Below are 18369 nucleotides of genomic sequence, written 5' to 3'. Positions count from 1 at the left end.
CGGTCTTTTCGGCGTCCCCAAGCCGCCCATTTCCGGCTGATGGGCAACTTGTTCGGAGTTTCCTTAGAAGCGGAAGCGACTCACCGCCAGGCTCAGTTCCTCCGAAAACTCACGCAGTGATACCACCGCTCCAGAAACTTGACGTGTAATCGCATCTCCTTCCCCAGCCATACGGGCAATGTGCTCGATGTGCTCCGCGATCCCTCGCCCGCCCTCGCTTTGCACACTCACCGCATCAGCGATCTGGTCTACACCTTTAGTCGAGTTCCCAACTAGGTCCGCAGCTTGCTGCAAAGTGCTCTCCAGTTCGCTCAATAGCCTGCCACTGTCATCCAGTGCCACAGTGCCTGCATGCAGAGCGTCGCCAACCGCCTCGGACTGGCCTTCAAGGTTAACTGTCAAATCATTGATTGAATTGGCCGCTTGGGCCGAGCGTTGCGCTAACTGACGCACTTCATCTGCTACCACACTGAAGCCGCGCCCACTTTCACCTGCCCGCGCCGCCTCGATCGCCGCATTGAGCGCCAGCAAGTTGGTTTGTGCAGAGAGATCCTTGACCTGGGTGATACTGGCGGTAATCGCCGAGGTGCTTTCGACAAAAGCACCTACCGAGCCGCGAATCGCTAAGAATGCCAGCCGTACGCTGTCGATGTTTTCGAGTAGACGCGACAGCGCCAAGTGTCCGTCCTGCGTGCCTCGCAAGCTAGCCTCGGCCGAACCTCGCAGGCTCTGGGCATGGTTGGAGATGGCGGCAATACTGGCGCTCATCTGCTCGATGGTCATCGATACTACCCCAACCGCACCGGTCTGTGCTGAGGAGCTCTCGGCCACCTGCGCCGAGGCGCCTACCAGCGTCTCAGCCGATGCACTGACCGAGGCGGCTACCACGGCAACCTGACGCATCGCCTGCTGGAAACTGTCAATTAGTTCATTGAACGCCTGCGCAGTGTGAGCGATCTCGTCGCCACCGATCAAGCGCACTCGGTACGTCAGATCACCGTCTCGCAACCTGATCGATGCCTGCTCGATTTCCCGGATGGGGCGCAAGATCTGCCCTCGTAACAAAAGACTGACCAGCAATGCCAGAACACTGGCGGCCAGTGACACCACTATTAGCATCTTTGACACCTGACGCTGCGAAGCATCGGCCGCGGCAAACGCATTAGAAGTCAGTTGCGCTTGCATCGCTAATAGGCGGTTGAACTTCGCTTGCAAGCCGTCGCTGTCGGCGCGTATCCGTCCTAACAACGAAGTAGCCTGAGTCTGATCTTTTAAGGCTGTACGCTGAAATTCATCCAGACCCTGGGTAACAACAGCAGCCTGTTCCTGCACCGCTTGATAGAGTGCTTTTTCGTCGTCACCCAAGCGTGTCTCACGAGCCCCATTGGCAAGGCCGGCACGCATATCGTCGACACTAGATCGTATGTCCTCGAAGTAGGACTCCAGTTCCTCCTGTGCCGTCCTCCCACCTGATTCAAGTATGCGTGAGCCCGTGGCATAGGCACCTACAATCGCCGCCTGCAAGGCAGTCGTAGTGTCCAAAACCTGTCGATATTGCTGAAAGCGCAACTGTTGAATTTCTTTGATCACTGCCTGCTGCCTAGCCAGCCCGTAATAGGCCATAGTGGAGACAAACAGTAAGCCAAGCACGAACAAGATGGGCAACACTAGAAGCTTAGCGCCTATGGAGCATTTCTGTGCAAAGAGCATGAGCAATGACCGTTCTTCTTGTAATGATGAGGCCTATGGATGGTCTGAAATAGCCGGAAATTTTCCGGCTATCGAGCAGCCAACACATCAAAAAACGACGTACGTTGAAACCTGACCAACATTCTCTGTTTTTCGGGCCCATCGATCACTGCAAGGTGCTTCGCAGCAGCCATTTCCTGCATTACGCGCGCACCTCTCCTGCGCACGCCAACAAATGTCGGCGTGCCATCCACAGGTTCGACAAAGCGAATAGCGTCAGCATCTGCGCGGTGTTCTTGGCCAATCCTCGAAAGCGTACTTTCGTATAGCCGAACTGGCGCTTGATCACCCGAAACGGGTGCTCGACCTTGGCTCGCACCTGGGCCTTGGCCTTCTCGATCTTGCGGGTCGCTTCATACAAGGCGCTGCGCTTGCCATGCTTCTTATACGTGCTGCGCCGGGCTGCAATCTGCCAAATAACTTCACGCCCAGTGTGCTCTTCGCGCTTTTCGACACCGGTGTAACCGGCATCGGCACAGACCACGTTTTCCTTACCGTGCAGCAATTTGTCGACCTGAGTGACGTCAGCAACGTTAGCTGCCGTGACCACAACGCTGTGCACCAGACCCGACTCATCATCGACGCCGATGTGGGCTTTGGCGCCGAAGTAAAACTGATTGCCCTTCTTCGTCTGATGCATCTCGGGATCGCGCTTGCCGTCCTTGTTTTTGGTCGAACTGGGCGCGTGAATCAAGGTGGCATCGACGATGGTGCCCTGACGCAACGATAAGCCACGATCCCCCAGATACTCATTGATGACACCGAGAATCTCACCCGCCAACTCATGCTTCTCCAGTAGACGTCGGAAGTTGAGAATGGTGGTTTCGTCCGGGATTCGTTCCAGGCTCAGTCCAGAAAACTGGCGCAGGATCGTCGTTTCATACAGCGCCTCTTCCATTGCCGGGTCGCTGTAGCCAAACCAGTTCTGCAGCAGATGTACGCGCAGCATCGCCATCAACGGATAGGCCGGTCGACCGCCTTCGCCCTTTGGATAATGTGGCTCGATCAGGGCGATCAAGCCTTTCCACGGCACCACCTGATCCATCTCGATCAGGAACAGCTCTCTACGGGTCTGCTTACGCTTGCCGGCGTACTCGGCATCGGCGAAGGTCATCTGCTTCATCAGGCGTCTCGGCGGTTGAGATCAGACATTCTGCCAAATCTGGAAGTCCTCTTCAGAGTTTCCCTATAGCTTGGCAATTTATAGGAAAAAATTCTATATCGAATACCAGATTCTCCATTTAGAATTACAATGACCATCGTCTCTCTACAGGTGGTTGCCTGGCTCTTCACCAGCTCAGCAGCATCCATATAGACTCCACTAGCCTCGGACCAAAGGTACAGGCTGTGATCCGACTTTTCTTGCAAGACTTTACCCAGCCTGACCTTAGCCAACCGCCCAATGTGTGGGCTATGCAGATATTCGAGCAACGCTGTGCTTTTTTAGCAAGGCCGTTGCCAAGAAGTGCATAGCATTCAGCAAGAACTGCCCTAGCCAGACAAACAAAACCATTCAGAATGCCAACGCAGGCGGTCAATCGACCGTACAACACCGGCGTTTAAATAGAAGGTTTGTTGCCATGCAGCATCCACCCGCTGAAAAATCGTTTAAATCCAGATTCCGTCAGGTCTTTGCACTGGCCGATGGATGCGAGCCCGACCCACGCTTCACGCTCGCCAATGAACGCACCTTTCTGGCCTGGATCCGCACGGCCCTTGCCCTGCTAGCCAGCGGCATCGCACTGGATGCACTGCCGCTGGAGCTGTTGGCCGGCCGCCCACAAACGCTGCTGTCCCATGCCCTGACTGGCATGGCGTTGCTAGTGAGCGTCAATGCGACCCTACGCTGGCTCAACGTCGAGCGCGCCCTGCGTCATCGGCAAGCGCTTCCGTACCCGATCCTGGCACCGCTGCTGGGCTTGTTCGGGCTGATCGTTTCCACCCTGCTGTTGCTGCCTTGAGGACACCCAACATGCCCCTGCATGACGACCAAGGCCTGCAGCCCGAGCGCACGGCGTTGACCTGGGAGCGCACGGTGCTGTCTACCTTGGTATTGGGATGCATCGTTTTTCGTCATCCCCTGGCCCATTACGTTGCCATGACCACACTCATGCTCATGGCAGTGGCTATCGGCACCGTCTATTCGCTGTTGATTGGCGGCGGCTATCGCAGGTCAGCGCGGCACATCCGCGAAGAAAGCTCGGCCTCCCGACCGGGCGCTGTGGTGGCATTGGGGTTTGGCGTTGCGCTGCTGAGCATTGCAACATGGTGGAGCACCTGATCTCCGAGGAAACACGCACGCCCCTATGCAACGAGCTCTGCCAGGGAACCGCGTTTATAGGCTGGAAGACCGCCTTCGACTTTCGCGTAGTGCGGCTAAATCAGAGCAATCAAATCCTTCCATGGAATCACTTGATCCTTCTCGATAAGAAACAACTCATTGCGGGTCTGCTCACACATACCGGCGGACTCAGCATCGGCGAAGGTCATCTGCTTCATCGGGATAATCGGGTAGTTGGATCTGGGCAGGGCTTTGGCCAGGAAGTGGGTGCTTCTCATCCAGTATTTGGGAGTTCCAAAAAGATGCTCGACAGTCTGTAGCCGCAGCTTCATCTTTTCTGCGTCAATTTCCAAGTGGATCTGTACCGCTTCGCTTGATGTTCCGAGCGCTCCGGTGACTAGGTGTCAGCTGGAGGATAGCGCTAATGGCGGGCTGCCACGAGTCGGCGTCGACCCGAGGTATATCCGAAATACAGCATCGCTACGCCTACCCCGCTAAGAAATATCTCAACGTGCGCATAGCCAATGACCGGCGTATAAAGCACCCCGACTAGCAACGGCCCGAGTGCGCCCAGGCCATAGCCGACGCCTTGCACCATGCTCGAAAGTTCTGCCGCAACCTGTGCGTTTGCCGAGCGCAGCACAATCATGGTGATGGCAATGGAAGTCAAGGCACCTTGCCCGATGCCTTGTACCCCGCCCCACAGCCATACCGTGTCGAGCGGCGCGGACAGGCAGCCGAGAAAACCGACCGTGGTGAGCACCACCACAACAACATTGAACCAGGATTGATTCGGCAAGCGTGTGGCTATCAGCGGCCCGAACAGACAAGCGACCATTTGTAGCAGGATTGAACTGGAGACGATGACGCTGGACTCCAGCGGTGTCATCCCCCGCCCATTCAGAAACGGGGCGAGCCAGCCAAACACGGTAAACGAATACATCGATTGCAGCACCATGAACAGCGTGAGTTGCCAGGCTAGCGCGCAGCGCCACACCCCTCGTACGCGCGGCGCAGCCTTGGGTGCCAGCGCACTGCCCTTGGGCAGTTGGAAAAGCCAGCAGGCACAGGCTGCCGCTGCCGGCACTGACCACAGCGCCAACGCCGTCGTCCAGCCACCGCCCAAGGTGCTTTGCAGCGCCAGGGTGAACCCTGCGGCAGTCGCCGCCCCGCTCAACAGCGCCATGGAGTAGAGGCCGGCCATCAGCCCGGTGATCTTGGCGAAGTCGCGTTTGATAAGCCCAGGGAGCAATACATTGATGATTGCGATGGCGCTGCCAATGACGATCGAACCGACCAGCAGGCCGCTGACGTTCCCGGCGCCACGTATCAATAGCCCTACGGACAATGCCACCATCAATACCAATATCGTGCGCTCTGTGCCTATTTTGCGGGCAAGCCAGGGCGCCACGGGCGCGAACAACCCCAGGCAAAGTACAGGCAGCGTGGTAATTGCACTGGCGACGGCAGGCGTCAGGCCTAGGTCGCTGGATATATCGGCAAGCACAGCGCCGAGGCTTGGGTATGCAGTGCGAAGGTTGAAGGCTACGAAAATGATGCTGCAGGCGAAATAAAAAAGCCGCGAACCCTTGGCAATTTTGCAAGGTTGCGGCAGCCCCCGTTCATTGCGAGCGTGCGCTGTAGTGTACTCCACACATGTCCTCCTTGAACCTTGGGCATGGACAACGACATACTGATAAAAAAAGCCGCACAGTTTCCTGTGCGGCTTGCTCGGTTACTTCTTGATGATGTTGTGTTCTGGGCCGTATGGGAACTTGGTGATGTTTTCAGCGCCGTTTTCATTGACGATCAGAATATCATGCTCGCGGTAACCACCCGCACCCGGCAGCCCTTCGGGCAGCATGATCATCGGCTCGATGGACACGACCATGCCAGGTTCCAGCACGGTGTCGATGTCTTCGCGCAGCTCAAGACCAGCTTCACGGCCGTAATAATGGCTCAGGGTGCCGAACGAATGGCCATAACCGAAGGTGCGGTATTGCAGCAAGTCGTGCTCGAGGAAAATCTCGTTCAACTGATGGGCAATATCGCTGCAACGCATGCCTGGCTTGATCAGCTTCAGTCCGGCCTCGTGGACCTTGACGTTGACCTCCCACAGGCGCAGGTGCTCATCGGAGCAATGGTCGAGGAACAACGTGCGCTCCAGCGCGGTGTAGTAACCGGCGATCATCGGGAAGCAGTTGAGGCTCAGAATGTCGCCCTTATTGACCTTGCGAGAGGTTACCGGGTTATGCGCGCCATCGGTGTTGATACCAGACTGGAACCAGGTCCAGGTGTCCATCAGTTCGGAATCGGGGAAAGTACGGGCAATTTCACGGACCATGGCCTGGGTGGCATGCAGCGCCACTTCGTACTCAGGCACCTGGTCACGCAGAGCCTCAACCACCGCAGCACCACCGATATCGGCAACGCGGGCACCGTGACGAATGATGGCGTGTTCTTCAGCCGACTTGATCATGCGCATGCGCATGCATGGCGCGGCGACGTCCACCAGCTCGGCCTGGGGATAACGGCTGGCCAATTTGTCGCGGTTGACCAGGTTCAAGTGGTCGAACTCGATCCCGATACGTCCGGCCTTGGGCAAGGCTTGTTGAATCGCGACAAAGTAGTTATCGCGCTGCCAGTCAGTGTAGATGATGTTTTCGGTGCCCACGGTACGCCGCCATGGCTGGCCACCGTCGATGTTAGCGCTGATCGACACCACGGCGTCCTGAGTCACCACAAGGGCATAAGGACGGCCAAACGAGCAATACAGGAAATCGCTGTAGTAGTTGATGTTGTGATAAGACGTGAAGACGGCGGCGTCGATATTGTTCTGGGCCAGATAGCTGCGCAACTTGGATTGACGGTTGGCGTATTCCTGGTGCGAGAACGTCGGCTTAACTTTTTCGCCGTTTTGAATCTGTATTGTTTTCGGCATTTGCATGTCTTCACTCCTTGGTAGGTGATCAGTAGAGAGGCCCTGTTTTGGGTGCCACTGGAGATCATTCGAACAGATAAAAGGCGGCCTTTTTTGCGCGAATCCGACCCCTAGATGATCAGATCCGCCTTGCTGTAAACGCCGCTGTGGAAAGGACAATATTGCCCGCCACTGCCGTACAGGCCTCGCTGCGGCAAGAACAGGCAGAGGTATGGATGAGGGGGAATGAAGGAGAGGAAACGCGCGATGTCGCACCCATTGCAGGCGCGGATCAATATAATTATCGAGGCAGGTTCAGCTCTGGTAGCGGGTGAACACGCGCTACGGGGACAACCGGGCAACGCTGATCAATTCGGCCAATTCGCCGACATCGAGCGTGCGGCAGGTCGGTTTGGTCAGCAGCGCCAGCGATTCGCGGACACTGTCGTCGGTACACAACTGCAATTCACTGCCAAGGCACAGAATCAGCACATCGAGGGGCTTGGCCTGGCTCAGTTGCAAGGTGGCCGCCACGATGCCATTGTTGGCCTTCAGCGGCTGGCCCTCAAGGCTCAGTATCTGCCATTCGCAGACCACGCAGCGGGCCACGTCGTTGGCTTGGCGCAAGGGTTCCAGCGCAGCGGCCAAGGCATAGAAATCGAACCCTTCGGCCAGCAGGAAGCCAATACGCACGGCGCTGGCCAGGTTTTCGCTGGTTTCAGTCAATTGCTGCATGTACTGCCTCCTTCGGGTCAACTGGGCGTGGGTACGTCTACAATTGTCCACGCTGCCGCCCCTGCGCAGATGTCAGATATCGACCTCTAATTGCCACGTAAAATCAGCGCCCGCGCATCGTCCCACCCGACATGCACCCTCTGCCCGCTCTTGAGCCCAAGTAGGTCGTAATCCGCGTACGGCTTCTGCACTTGCAGTTCCAGCCCGTTGGCGGCTTCCAGGTATATGTTGACCATTGACCCAATGAATTCCTCCCCCATCACGGTACACGCCAGGCGGCTGGCTGTGGTCGGTTGCGCGGCGAGGTTGATATGTTCGGCACTGATGCACAGGGTGACCTCTTCCCCTACCGCAACAGATCGGTCTTCGGGCAAGCGTGCCAGAAAGCGACCATACGCCGAGTCCAGTTGCACCAGCCCGGTGTCGTCGAAGCCAAGCACAACGCCGCCAAGCATGTTCTTGCCGCCGACGAATTCAGCGACAAAACGGTTGTGCGGTTCGAAGAAAATATCCTTGGGCGTGCCAATCTGCTCAACCCGGCCACGGCTCATGATCACCACGCGGTCAGCCATGGCGAAGGCTTCGGATTGGCTGTGGGTGACATAGACGAAGGTGATGCCAAGGTCCTTCTGCAACCCAGTCAACACCGCCTGCATGCGCACGCTCAAGTGCGCATCGAGGGCACTGAGCGGTTCGTCCAGCAGCAGTATCGGGGGCTCGGTGACCAGTGAACGCGCCAGCGCCACCCGCTGCCGTTGCCCGCCAGAAAGCATGCTGATATCACGGTTGGCAAACTCGCCCAGGTCCAGGCGCTCTAGCCAGTGCAGGGCTTTTTTGCGCCGTTCAGCTTTGCCCATGCCGCGCATGCGCAAACCGAACTCAACGTTTTCAAGCACGCTCAGAAAGGGGAACAGCGCCAGGTTCTGCCACACCAGCGGGGTGTCCCTTTGCCAGGAATACAGGTCGTTGACGCGCTCGCCGTTCAAGCGAATTTCACCGCTGCTGGGCTTGTCGAGCCCGGCAAGCATGCGCAGCGTGGTGGTTTTACCACAGCCACTGGAGCCCATGATCGCGACGAACTCGCCCTTGTAGATTTCCAGGTTCATCGGTTCGACAGCGACGTAACTGCCGAAGTGTTTGGTCACGTTATCGAATACCACTAACGGTTGAGTCATGGGGAGCTCCTGCGTCGGCATGGGATGTTCAGCTTTTTTTGCCGTCAGCCGGTTTCTTCTGCCGGCGCATGAGCAAAACCTGGGCAACGATCGTCAGCGTGATCGTGGTGATGAAAACGATCGTGCCTATCGCATTGATGGTCGGGCTGACCTGCCCTTGCAAAGTATTGAGGATGCGTACCGGGACTGTCTCGTTAAGGCCCGAAACGAACCAGGCCACCGCGAACTCGTCGAACGACACGGCCATGGTCACGAACAGTGCGGCGAAAATGCTCGGGGCGGTGAACGGCAGGATCACGCAGCGCATGGCCTGCCATTGGCTGGCGCTCAGGTTCCAGGCGGCGGCCTCCAGTTGCGGGTCCATCTGCGCCAGGCGCATGCGAATCACCGCCATGGCGAATGGTGAGCACATGACGATGTGGCAGATCATGACGGCATACAGCTCGCCGGACAGGCCGATTCGCGACAAGAACGCGAGCATCGCCAGGCCCAGAATCACCACCGGAATGGTAGGAGGCAGCAGTGCCAATGCCATGTACACCGACTTGCCAAAAAAGTGATAACGAAAGTCGGTATAGGCGGCAGTGAAGCCCAGCAGCGTGGAAACCAGCGATACCACCACACCGACGACCAGGCTGTTGTTGAAGGCTTGCCAGACTTGCGGGTCGGCGGCAATCGCTTCGTACCAGCGCAAACTGAAGCCACCCAGGGGCAAGGATGGGAAGCGGTCGACGTTGAAGGAAAACACGAAGCTGCCAATGATAGGCGTGAGGATGAACAAGAACACCAGGACGACGAAGCTGCGCAGCATGAAGTTGATGACACGGTGTTCGTTCATGCGCGCCTCCTGTAGGCGTGGCGAACCATCAGGAACGCCGTGGCCAGCAAGGTCACGATCATCGTCGTGGCAATAACCGCCGCGCGTGGCCATTGCTGCCCCGATTTGGTCGTGTCGGTAATCAGGGTGCTCAAGGTTGGTGGTTGGCCGCCCCCCAGATAGAGCGGGCTGACAAAGTCACCGAAGGTCATGATGAAACAGAACAGTGCGGCGATGACGATGCCGACCCGCGCCGATGGAATCACTACCCCAAATACCGTGCGCAGACGGCCCGCGCGCAAGTTGTGGGCAGCTTCGATCAGCGTGCGGTCGATGTACATGAGGCTGAACAACTGCAGCAACACCACCAGCGGCAGGCACAGGGTGAAGTAACCCACATAGCTACCAAAACTGGTATTGAGCAAGGGCAACGGCCCAATCCCCAGCAACGCCAGGGCGCTATTGAGCAGCCCCTGGTCACTGAGAAAGACTTGCCAGGAATAGGTGCGCACTAGGTAACTGGTAAAAAATGGCGTGATCAACAACAGCACCAACCATTGCCGGGTCGATTCGCGGAACTTGAAGGCAATGGTATAGGCGCACGGAAAGGCTACGGCACTGATCAGCACACTGGCCCCCGCCGCCATCGCCCAGGTGTGCAAGTAGGCATCCCAGAAGTACTCGCGGCTGAACAGGTACCTCCAGTTCAGCCACTCGAACGCAGGGACCATGCGAAAGTTGCGCACCAGCCAAAAACTGATGGTCAGCAGAAACAGCAAGGGCGCTACAAAAAACAGTAACTGCCAGACCACTATCGGCAGCGACAAGATCAGCCCATACCCCGGTAAGCGCCAGGTGCGCTTGCCGAACTGCCCACGCGTGCGTGCAGGCTCCTCACTGGCGGGCAGTGGGGGCGATAGCTTGTTCGAAATCATTACGCCGCTCCTATGTAGGCGCCATCAAGCGCCCTTGTACTGCGACCAGAAGTCGTTCCAGTCCTCCAGGCTCTGCTGCATGGGGAGCGCGCGATACTGAATACGCCCCTCGCGGATGTCGTCCATGACATTGCGCTGGCCCAGTACCATGCCTTGGCGTCTGGCTTCGGCAAGGTCGGTCTTGTTCAGCAACTCCCAGCCGCGCTTATTGGGAATCAGCGCTGGGTAAGCCTCCATCTTCGCCGACTTCACCTGGCCTTCAGGGGAGGTGATGTATTGAATGAACTTCTTCGCAAGTTCCGGGCTGCGGGCTTTCTTGGCGATGCAATAAGACTCGGTCCATTGCAGGCCGCCCTCCTCGGGTATCACTGTTTTTACCGGTGCCCCGGCACGCTGCAAGACCCCGGTAATCCAGTCGCCAATGCCACACATCGCGTGGATCTGGCCGTTTTTCAGGGAGGAGAAGGTACCGCCATAATCGAAGAACCCGGCCACTTGTCCGCGTAGGCTCATGGTTTTGTCCTGGAGCCTCTTCCAGTGCGCCGCGTCGATGTCGTAGGGCAGCCTGTTGCCATTGAGCAAACTGATCTGGCCCAGGTTTGGCAGGTGCCAGTCGAAGTGGCCGACCTTGCCCTTGAGGCTATCGTCCCAGAACACCTGGTAGCTTTTCGCCTTGGACTCCGGCAGCAACTGGGTATTGAAGGCGATACCGAGAAAGCCGAAGCGGACCATGACCGAATACAGTTCATCGCCCTGCCAGTGCCCTGGAAAGTGCTGAAACTCTGGGTAGAAGTCATCGAAGGGATAATCGGCAGGGTCCAGTCGCTCGATATAGTCGGCGGCGTTGAGTTGTTGCACATACTCGGCATCCGACAGGATCAGGTCGAAGGTGCCCGGTGGTGACTGCGAAATGAGCCCCAGCATGTTATCGCCGCCGGTGTAGTACTTGGCCCGCACCTTGACCCCATGCTCGCGCTCAAAATCCGCGACGATGTCGGGCGCGGCGTGGCCTGCCCACGCCAGTATCACCAGTTCTTTTTCGGCTGCGCCAAAGGTTCTGTTCGGAAGTACCCCGGAGAGCGCCGCCACACCGGCCAAAATGCTGCTGTTCTTGATGAATGTACGGCGTGAAAAATCGGCGCGACGCGTCATGGAGATACCCTCGGTAATCAAAAGTGTCTTGGCCCAGCCGCGCTTTCGCCCCGCTTCCCCAAGGTTTTCACCGCCTGTGTGATTACCGATTGCAGCAGATTGCCATCAGGGCAAGTTGTGTTTTTCCGACCTGTAATTTGTCAAATTCGCCCCCTGCCCCACCCGACCCACCTGGACCGCAGGTCCGTCAGCATTTGTCAAATTCAGGTCGGGAACTGACAAGTGAATGTCGTTGTGATCTGATCAAATCGTTGCATGTACTGGCTCGCTGCAAACGGACTACTTCAACGAATACAAGAATAAAGAGAGATAACCGATGAACGAAAGCGTAGTGGTTGGCGAACTCACCTGGCCTGAGTACGCACAGAAGGTAGCTTCCGGCAGCACGATTTTCTTGCCGGTGGGCGCCTTGGAGCAGCACGGTCATCACATGTGCATGGAGGTGGATGTGCTATTGCCTACCGCCCTGTGCAAGGCAGTAGCGCGAGAAGTCGACGGCTTGGTGTTACCCGCCTTGGCCTATGGCTACAAGTCACAACAGAAGTCGGGAGGTGGCAACCACTTTCCCGGCACCACCAGCCTGGATGGCGCAACGCTGACCCATACCATCCAGGACATCATCCGCGAACTCGCCCGGCATGGGGCGCGCAAGCTGGTCTTGATGAATGGCCATTATGAAAACTCGATGTTCATCGTCGAAGGCATCGACCTGGCGCTGCGCGAACTGCGTTATGGCGGTATCACCGATTTCAAGGTGGTCGTTCTGTCCTACTGGGATTTCGTCAACGCGCCGGCGGTCATCGAAGAGCTCTACCCCGAAGGTTTCCTCGGCTGGGACATCGAACACGGTGGCGTTTTCGAAACTTCACTGATGCTGGCCCTGCACCCTGAAAAGGTCGACCTGAGCCGCGCCGTCGACCACCCTCCGGCAAAATTCCCACCTTACGATGTCTTCCCCATCATCCCTGAACGCACCCCCGCCTGCGGAACGCTTTCCTCGCCTAAGGGCGCCAACCGAGAAAAAGGCGAGTTGATTCTGCGAGTTTGCGTAGAGGGCATTAGCAGCGCTGTGCGGGAGGCCTTCGACCTGCAGAAATAACACCGATCTCCAGCCCAGAGCAGCACCGCCGTTCGCAGTTCACCCTCCCTCAAGAATAAAAAGGGTAATTAGCATGTCCAGCAACTCAACTCTGGCCCCCGGCCTCAAGCAGCGCCACGTCACCATGTTGTCAATCGCCGGCGCTATTGGCGCCGGCCTCTTCATCGGCTCGGGGCATGCCATTGCTGCAGCCGGTCCTGCGGCAATTCTCGCGTACATCATGTCTGGCACACTGGTCGTTCTGGTCATGCGCATGCTCGGAGAAATGGCGGTGGCCTCGCCAGATACCGGGTCATTCTCCACCTACGCCGAGCGCGCAATGGGACGTACAGCAGGCTTTACCATTGGCTGGCTGTACTGGTGGTTCTGGGTGCTGGTCATTCCAATCGAAGCCATTGCAGCAGCGGCCATTCTGCATGCCTGGTTCCCTGCGATAGAAACCTGGGAATTCGCACTGGTGGTGACCGGTTTGCTGACCGTAACCAACCTGTTCAGTGTGGCGCGCTACGGTGAATTCGAGTTTTGGTTTGCGATGCTCAAGGTTATCGCGGTGCTAGGGTTCATTGCTCTGGGTGCATTGGCACTGACAGGCGCGCTGCCCGATATTTCAGTTAGCGGTGTGGTCAACCTGAGTCATGAGTTTGGTGGTTTCATGCCCAACGGCATGACCGCTGTCATCGGTGCCATGCTCACCACCGTGTTCAGTTTCATGGGAACCGAAATTGTCACCATTGCCGCCGCCGAGTCGAAAAACCCCTCCAAGCAAATCACCCGTGCCACCAATTCCGTGGTGTGGCGAATGGGGATCTTCTACATCGTCTCGGTGTTCCTGATCATCTCCATCGTGCCCTGGAACGACCCCATGCTGGTGCAGGTCGGCTCCTATCAACGGGCCCTTGAGCTGATGAACATCCCGCACGCCAAGATGATCGTCGATATCGTCGTGCTGATTGCCGTTGCCAGTTGCCTCAACTCGGCCATCTACACCGCATCGCGCATGGTCTATTCGCTGAGCAAGCGCGGCGACGGCCCTCGCGTTCTGCAGCGCACCTCAGCGGCGGGCGTGCCAGTGATTGCAGTGCTGGCCAGTACCGCAGTGGGCTTCTTGACCACAGCACTCAATTACTTTGCTCCCGACGAGGTGTTTTCCTTCCTGCTGGCAAGTTCGGGGGCGGTAGCGCTTCTGGTCTATCTGGCAATCGCTGTTTCGCAATTGGTTCTGCGTAAACGGATGGATAGCCAAGGTACTGCGCTGGACTTCAAGATGTGGCTGTTCCCCTGGCTCAGCTACCTGGTCATCTTCTCCATCATCAGTATCTTGACGATGATGCTGATGATGCCAGGGCATCGAATGGAAGTGGTGGCAACCGGTGCGCTGGCGTTGTCCATCGTCTGCATGAGCGCCATTTTCTCGTCTAGAAGGAGCACTTCGGCCACGGTGGCGAGCAAGCCTGCCTGACCAGGCCAACTCATTACCCACCCTGCGAAGGCGTTACTTTCGCAGGGTTTTTTGCTTTTCGCCGGGGCACCTCCCAATGCTAAGGCACTGCGTGTACTATCACTCGGATAAATGCATCAACCTAAACATAATGAATTGCCGATTTACGACAAACAGACGCAGAGCACGTCATTTTTGCATTCAAGGAGTCATATTGATGGGTACGTTGAAATCCTCGCCGTCGGCACCGGCATACCCTGTCAATGATGCCCCGCCGCTGAAGGTCGTCGGTTTCCTGGTCATTCCCAATTTCACCACCATTGGCTTCGCCTCGGCGGTGGAAACCTTGCGCATGGCCAACCTGGCAGCACGCAAAACCATGTTCCAGACCCTGATCATTGCAGCCGACATGGAGCCAGTGAGTGCCAGCAACGGCATGCGAATCCTGCCCGATTTCAGTATCAAGGATGCCCCAAAGCTGGACATGCTGTTCGTGGTGGGCCCAAACCCGATAGTCTCCGACCACAATACCCGCCCCATCCTCAACTGGCTTCGCAAGTTGGCACATGACCAGGTACCATTGGGCGGAATTTGCACAGGCAGCCATTTGCTAGCGCGCGCCAATCTGCTCACGGGTTATCGGTGCACCATCCACTGGGAAGATATCGAGGCGCTAAAAGAGCGATTTCCCGGCATTATCATTTCCAACCAACTGTTCGAGCTTGACCGTGACCGTTTCACGAGCTCCGGCGGCGTGGCCTCCATGGACATGATCCTACAACTGATTGCCCGAGAACCTGGCGGACGGGACATTGCCAGTCATGCGGCTGAACTGCTGTTATGTGATCGAGTACGTGGTTCGCAAGAGCGCCAGCGCGTGCCTTTGCGGCAAAAGCTCGGCACTTCTCAGCCCAAACTCAGTCAGATTGTTACAATCATGGAAGCCAACCTTGAAGACCCGATGACCTTGGAAGAGCTTGCAGAACTAAATGAGATCTCGGTTCGGCAAATGGAGCGTTTGTTCCACAAGCATCTTCAAAACACACCGAGTCAGTATTACTTGGAACTACGCCTGACACGGGCTAGGCAACTATTGCTACAAAGTGAATCCCAAGTGCGTGATATCGCCCTCGCCTGTGGTTTCATTTCGCCAGCACACTTCTCAAAGTGCTACAGTCGTTTCTTTGGTGTCTCACCAATCGGCGAGCGGAAAAAGGTAGTCTCTTCACTTCACTGAACAACCCTGTCGTTAGTTTTCGTGGCGCGGCCCAGGATTTCCTCGCCATGCTCCCCTCAGCTGGCCCGCAATGTGAGGGCATCCAAGTGAATGTGCGCTCCACGAGGGCGCCACCACAATTCTGCAGGGGAATCTCGGTCATTCCGCACAGTTTTGGACCATCACTTGGTTCTGGCTAGATGTCATGCCATTCAGGACGAAGCGGACTACGCTTGCTACGCAGGCGCGCATTGATGATGTTCATGTCATTATTCCTTACCTCGGGCGACAGACATGTGCCATACCATAATAGCGATCGAAGCATTCATACGAAAAAGTGGATCGTCCAGGGATTTTCCACTCAGTTGCTCGATGCGCTGGATACGTTGATTGATGGTGTTACGGTGAAGTCCCAGGCGCTGGGCAGCCTTGAGCCCGTTGCCATTTTCCTTGAGCAAAGCGTCGAGGGTATGCACGAGTACTTTAGGGTGTTTACGGCCGGCCACGAACAACGGGCCGAGTGTCTTTTCGACGAAGTCGTCGATGAGCGTGCGGTCGACTACCCCCTGCAGCAAACCCAACACGCCCAACTCGTTGAAATCGCAGTAACCGCTCTCCGGGCGCAGTTTCTGCGCCACATTCAGCGCCTGGCGCGCTTCGTTGAGCACTCGGCGGTAATGACCACAATCTTCAGCAACGCTCGACAGGCCCATGTACATATCCAACTCCCCTGCCACTCCGATCAGTTGCCGACGCAACGTGGTCAAGGCTGCCGTTAGGTCATCGGCATCCGCCAGCAGTAGCACGAAGAGGTCGCCCGGCATCTCTACCGTCATCGTTCCCGGGCGGCTGCGACCCCAGGCTTCAAGTTGGTCTTCCATGGACTGGCGAGTGGCTTGCCACAGCTGCTCGCCTTGGGCCAAGCCTTGGCGCTCAAACAGCGTCTCTATACCTGACAAGCGCAGCACGACCAGTCGCCGTGGAATATCAAGCATCAGTTGCAGATGCGCAGCCCGCTGTCGGGCAATGGCCAGACTCGGGTAATCTCCGGTCAGCAACTGGCCGAGAATGTGGTTACGTGAGCGCCGCACTTGAGTCATATGCATCAGGGCCGTATCGATCAGGTGGGTCACAAACACCAACTTCAGCGGAGAGGGCTGCTCGATCAGCGACAAGCCCAACTGTTCAGCACGAGCGATCACTGCAGACGGGATGCACTGGGGAAACGGGCCTCCAGTAAGAACCACCATCCCGGCAATACCCAACACAGCACCAGTCTCGACCAAAGTGAGTAGCTTGCGTTCGTCACATAGGTAATTGATTTCCGAAATAAATACTAGTTCGCCGCCCATTTTACACGCGGTGATACCCTCATTTCCCGCCACGTAGGACCAGCATACTCGCCGTTGCAAGTAAAGCTCGCCTGCACGGACCCTCATGTCTTCCAAGCCGGGCAGGTTCAGGACCTCACCCAGAGTCAAGCTCATGGCTCGACACCCGCCAGGCTCTGCATCTGACGCCCTCTAACTGGCTCGCACATGAGAATGTCGGGCTGTACCATGGCGTCACTGCTCGCCGAAGATATCAACTTTAGAAATTGAAAGGACATGCCAGTACTGCTCCTACGCCATGACCGAATTGCGCATGCGGTTAAGTCTCAGCAAGTTCATCGACGACCATGCCGGGGACTTGTAATAGAGATGCTACCTGAAATCGTTCATGATCACTCCCTCAAACGGCGAGATGACTGCGATCAACAGCACCAAGTATCGAGATGCCCTCCCGTACATTCCATCTACTCTCACGACTTTGGAGATAATCCCATCAAGCTTCATGCACTCGACGACCACGCGGACGTATGACCAAGTTTCCGGTGGAGTGATGCTCACCCCCTATCCAAACGTTACAGCTTAGTGCTCGCTTTCTCTACGATCTCTTAGCAACATCTACGTGAGCAACCGAGCGGCCTCGCCCTGCTGGTGCTCAACACTGCCCGGTATCAAGCGACATCACTGACCGTGCCCGCCGCCGCACGCCGCTACACCTTGCAAGCAACCAACGCTGACCGACAAAACGGTGACGTTCAATGGCAGACTCCTAAAGCTCGGCACCAACGATGAAATGCCGACAATGGACTTTGTGCCGACCAAAGCCGGCAAACTGGCCCTCGAGTCGGCAAGCGATACTTTCCTGAGCCTGCCATCCGCTGGAAATGAGACCTGCAATTACATTAGCCCTGAATTGGCCGGCCTCTTTCGGCCGTCTGGTGGTCATCCCGGCACTGCCCACCTTTTACCAAATCTACCACGAGATCATGCTGGAGATCGGTATCGGTGACCGAATGATTGATCTGGTACAAGAAGGCGTCGATTGTGTGGTCAGAGTCGGCGAACTGTCGGACTCAACCTTGGTCGCGCACCCTTTGCCCCCGTTGCGCCAGGTCACCTGCGGTAGTACCGACTATGTGGCCCGTTATTGCCTTCCCTCCAAGCTCGAACAACTCGAAGGGCAGCGTTGCGTGGACTACCTATCGGCCACCACCGGCAAGCTGCAACCTTTGGAGTTCTGCGTCCACGGCCAGGTGTTGCTTCGCACCCTGCCAGCCAGCCTGGCGGTCAACAATGGAGAATCTTATGTGGCTGCCTGCGAGGCTAACTTCGGCCTCGTCCAAGTCCCTTATTACCATGTCGCCCGTCAACTGGAACACGGGAGCTTGATCGAAGTACTGCCCCAGCATCGACCGCCGGATTTACCCATCACCATCCTCTACCCCCACCATCGACGTCTAAGGATTCTCCGATCAAGTCAGCACAGGCCATCTGACCTGTGCTGAAATAGCCCTCCGTCCAACT

Annotated in this window: 16 protein-coding genes and 1 pseudogene; 6 read left to right on the top strand and 11 right to left on the bottom strand. The window is 56.9% G+C overall.

What is annotated here, in order from left to right:
* Positions 1 to 63: 63 nt before the first annotated feature.
* Positions 64 to 1710 (bottom strand): methyl-accepting chemotaxis protein, encoded by a 1647-nt coding sequence (locus WF331_RS28250; protein WP_086974750.1) that lies wholly within the window; start codon positions 1708 to 1710, stop codon positions 64 to 66.
* Between the two features lie 181 nt (positions 1711 to 1891).
* Entirely contained in the window at positions 1892 to 2872 is a 981-nt protein-coding gene (locus WF331_RS28245; protein WP_102690291.1) for an IS5 family transposase, read from the bottom strand.
* Positions 2873 to 3329: 457 nt separating this feature from the next.
* Here WF331_RS28245 and WF331_RS28240 point away from each other — a divergent pair, with 457 nt between their 5' ends.
* Positions 3330 to 3710 carry a YidH family protein gene (locus tag WF331_RS28240; RefSeq protein WP_084785226.1) on the top strand — a complete coding sequence of 127 codons (381 nt, stop codon included), beginning with the start codon at positions 3330 to 3332 and terminating at the stop codon, positions 3708 to 3710.
* Positions 3711 to 3721: 11 nt separating this feature from the next.
* Positions 3722 to 4030, top strand: coding sequence for a DUF202 domain-containing protein (locus WF331_RS28235; RefSeq protein WP_102690072.1), 309 nt, complete (start codon positions 3722 to 3724; stop codon positions 4028 to 4030).
* Positions 4031 to 4128: 98 nt separating this feature from the next.
* Here the strand turns inward: WF331_RS28235 and WF331_RS28230 are convergent.
* From WF331_RS28230 to WF331_RS28195, 8 genes and pseudogenes are all read right to left on the bottom strand, one after another.
* A pseudogene (locus WF331_RS28230) lies at positions 4129 to 4248 on the bottom strand (IS5/IS1182 family transposase); the annotation flags it as partial.
* Positions 4249 to 4451: 203 nt separating this feature from the next.
* Positions 4452 to 5684, bottom strand: coding sequence for a CynX/NimT family MFS transporter (locus WF331_RS28225; protein WP_102690073.1), 1233 nt, complete (start codon positions 5682 to 5684; stop codon positions 4452 to 4454).
* Between the two features lie 81 nt (positions 5685 to 5765).
* Positions 5766 to 6977 (bottom strand): M24 family metallopeptidase, encoded by a 1212-nt coding sequence (locus tag WF331_RS28220; RefSeq protein WP_016488019.1) that lies wholly within the window; start codon positions 6975 to 6977, stop codon positions 5766 to 5768.
* A 315-nt stretch (positions 6978 to 7292) separates the two neighbouring features.
* Positions 7293 to 7685 (bottom strand): hypothetical protein, encoded by a 393-nt coding sequence (locus WF331_RS28215; protein ID WP_075045744.1) that lies wholly within the window; start codon positions 7683 to 7685, stop codon positions 7293 to 7295.
* A gap of 86 nt (positions 7686 to 7771) precedes the next feature.
* The gene (locus tag WF331_RS28210) at positions 7772 to 8860 is read right to left on the bottom strand and encodes an ABC transporter ATP-binding protein (protein WP_075045745.1); all 1089 of its coding nucleotides are present in this window, start codon (positions 8858 to 8860) and stop codon (positions 7772 to 7774) included.
* 28 nt (positions 8861 to 8888) lie between these two features.
* Positions 8889 to 9698 carry an ABC transporter permease gene (locus tag WF331_RS28205; protein WP_102690075.1) on the bottom strand — a complete coding sequence of 270 codons (810 nt, stop codon included), beginning with the start codon at positions 9696 to 9698 and terminating at the stop codon, positions 8889 to 8891.
* A complete protein-coding gene (locus WF331_RS28200; RefSeq protein ID WP_102690076.1) occupies positions 9695 to 10612 on the bottom strand; it encodes an ABC transporter permease in 918 nt (305 codons plus the stop codon). Before WF331_RS28200 ends, WF331_RS28205 begins: the two co-directional genes overlap by 4 nt.
* Before the next feature lie 24 nt (positions 10613 to 10636).
* Positions 10637 to 11764 (bottom strand): polyamine ABC transporter substrate-binding protein, encoded by a 1128-nt coding sequence (locus WF331_RS28195; RefSeq protein ID WP_075045746.1) that lies wholly within the window; start codon positions 11762 to 11764, stop codon positions 10637 to 10639.
* Between the two features lie 316 nt (positions 11765 to 12080).
* Between WF331_RS28195 and WF331_RS28190 the strand changes: the two genes are divergently transcribed.
* The 3 genes from WF331_RS28190 to WF331_RS28180 all read left to right on the top strand — a co-directional run bounded on the left by WF331_RS28190 (position 12081) and on the right by WF331_RS28180 (position 15538).
* On the top strand, positions 12081 to 12863 hold the full coding sequence (locus WF331_RS28190; RefSeq protein ID WP_016488025.1) for a creatininase: 783 nt from the start codon (positions 12081 to 12083) through the stop codon (positions 12861 to 12863).
* Between the two features lie 73 nt (positions 12864 to 12936).
* Complete coding sequence (gene gabP / locus WF331_RS28185; protein ID WP_075045747.1) at positions 12937 to 14322, top strand: GABA permease; 1386 nt, start codon at positions 12937 to 12939, stop codon at positions 14320 to 14322.
* Positions 14323 to 14518: 196 nt separating this feature from the next.
* On the top strand, positions 14519 to 15538 hold the full coding sequence (locus WF331_RS28180; protein ID WP_102690078.1) for a GlxA family transcriptional regulator: 1020 nt from the start codon (positions 14519 to 14521) through the stop codon (positions 15536 to 15538).
* A gap of 248 nt (positions 15539 to 15786) precedes the next feature.
* On the opposite strand, the gene WF331_RS28175 is transcribed toward WF331_RS28180, so the two are convergent.
* Entirely contained in the window at positions 15787 to 17004 is a 1218-nt protein-coding gene (locus tag WF331_RS28175; RefSeq protein ID WP_102690079.1) for a PucR family transcriptional regulator, read from the bottom strand.
* Between the two features lie 725 nt (positions 17005 to 17729).
* On the opposite strand from WF331_RS28175, the gene WF331_RS28170 reads away from it, so the two are divergent.
* Complete coding sequence (locus WF331_RS28170) at positions 17730 to 18350, top strand: LysR substrate-binding domain-containing protein (RefSeq protein ID WP_340623529.1); 621 nt, start codon at positions 17730 to 17732, stop codon at positions 18348 to 18350.
* The last annotated feature ends 19 nt before the right edge of the window (positions 18351 to 18369 follow it).

Source organism: Pseudomonas sp. YNh (assembly GCF_037993085.1).
Classification (GTDB): domain Bacteria; phylum Pseudomonadota; class Gammaproteobacteria; order Pseudomonadales; family Pseudomonadaceae; genus Aquipseudomonas; species Aquipseudomonas putida.
This window is presented reverse-complemented; position numbering and strand designations above follow the sequence as displayed.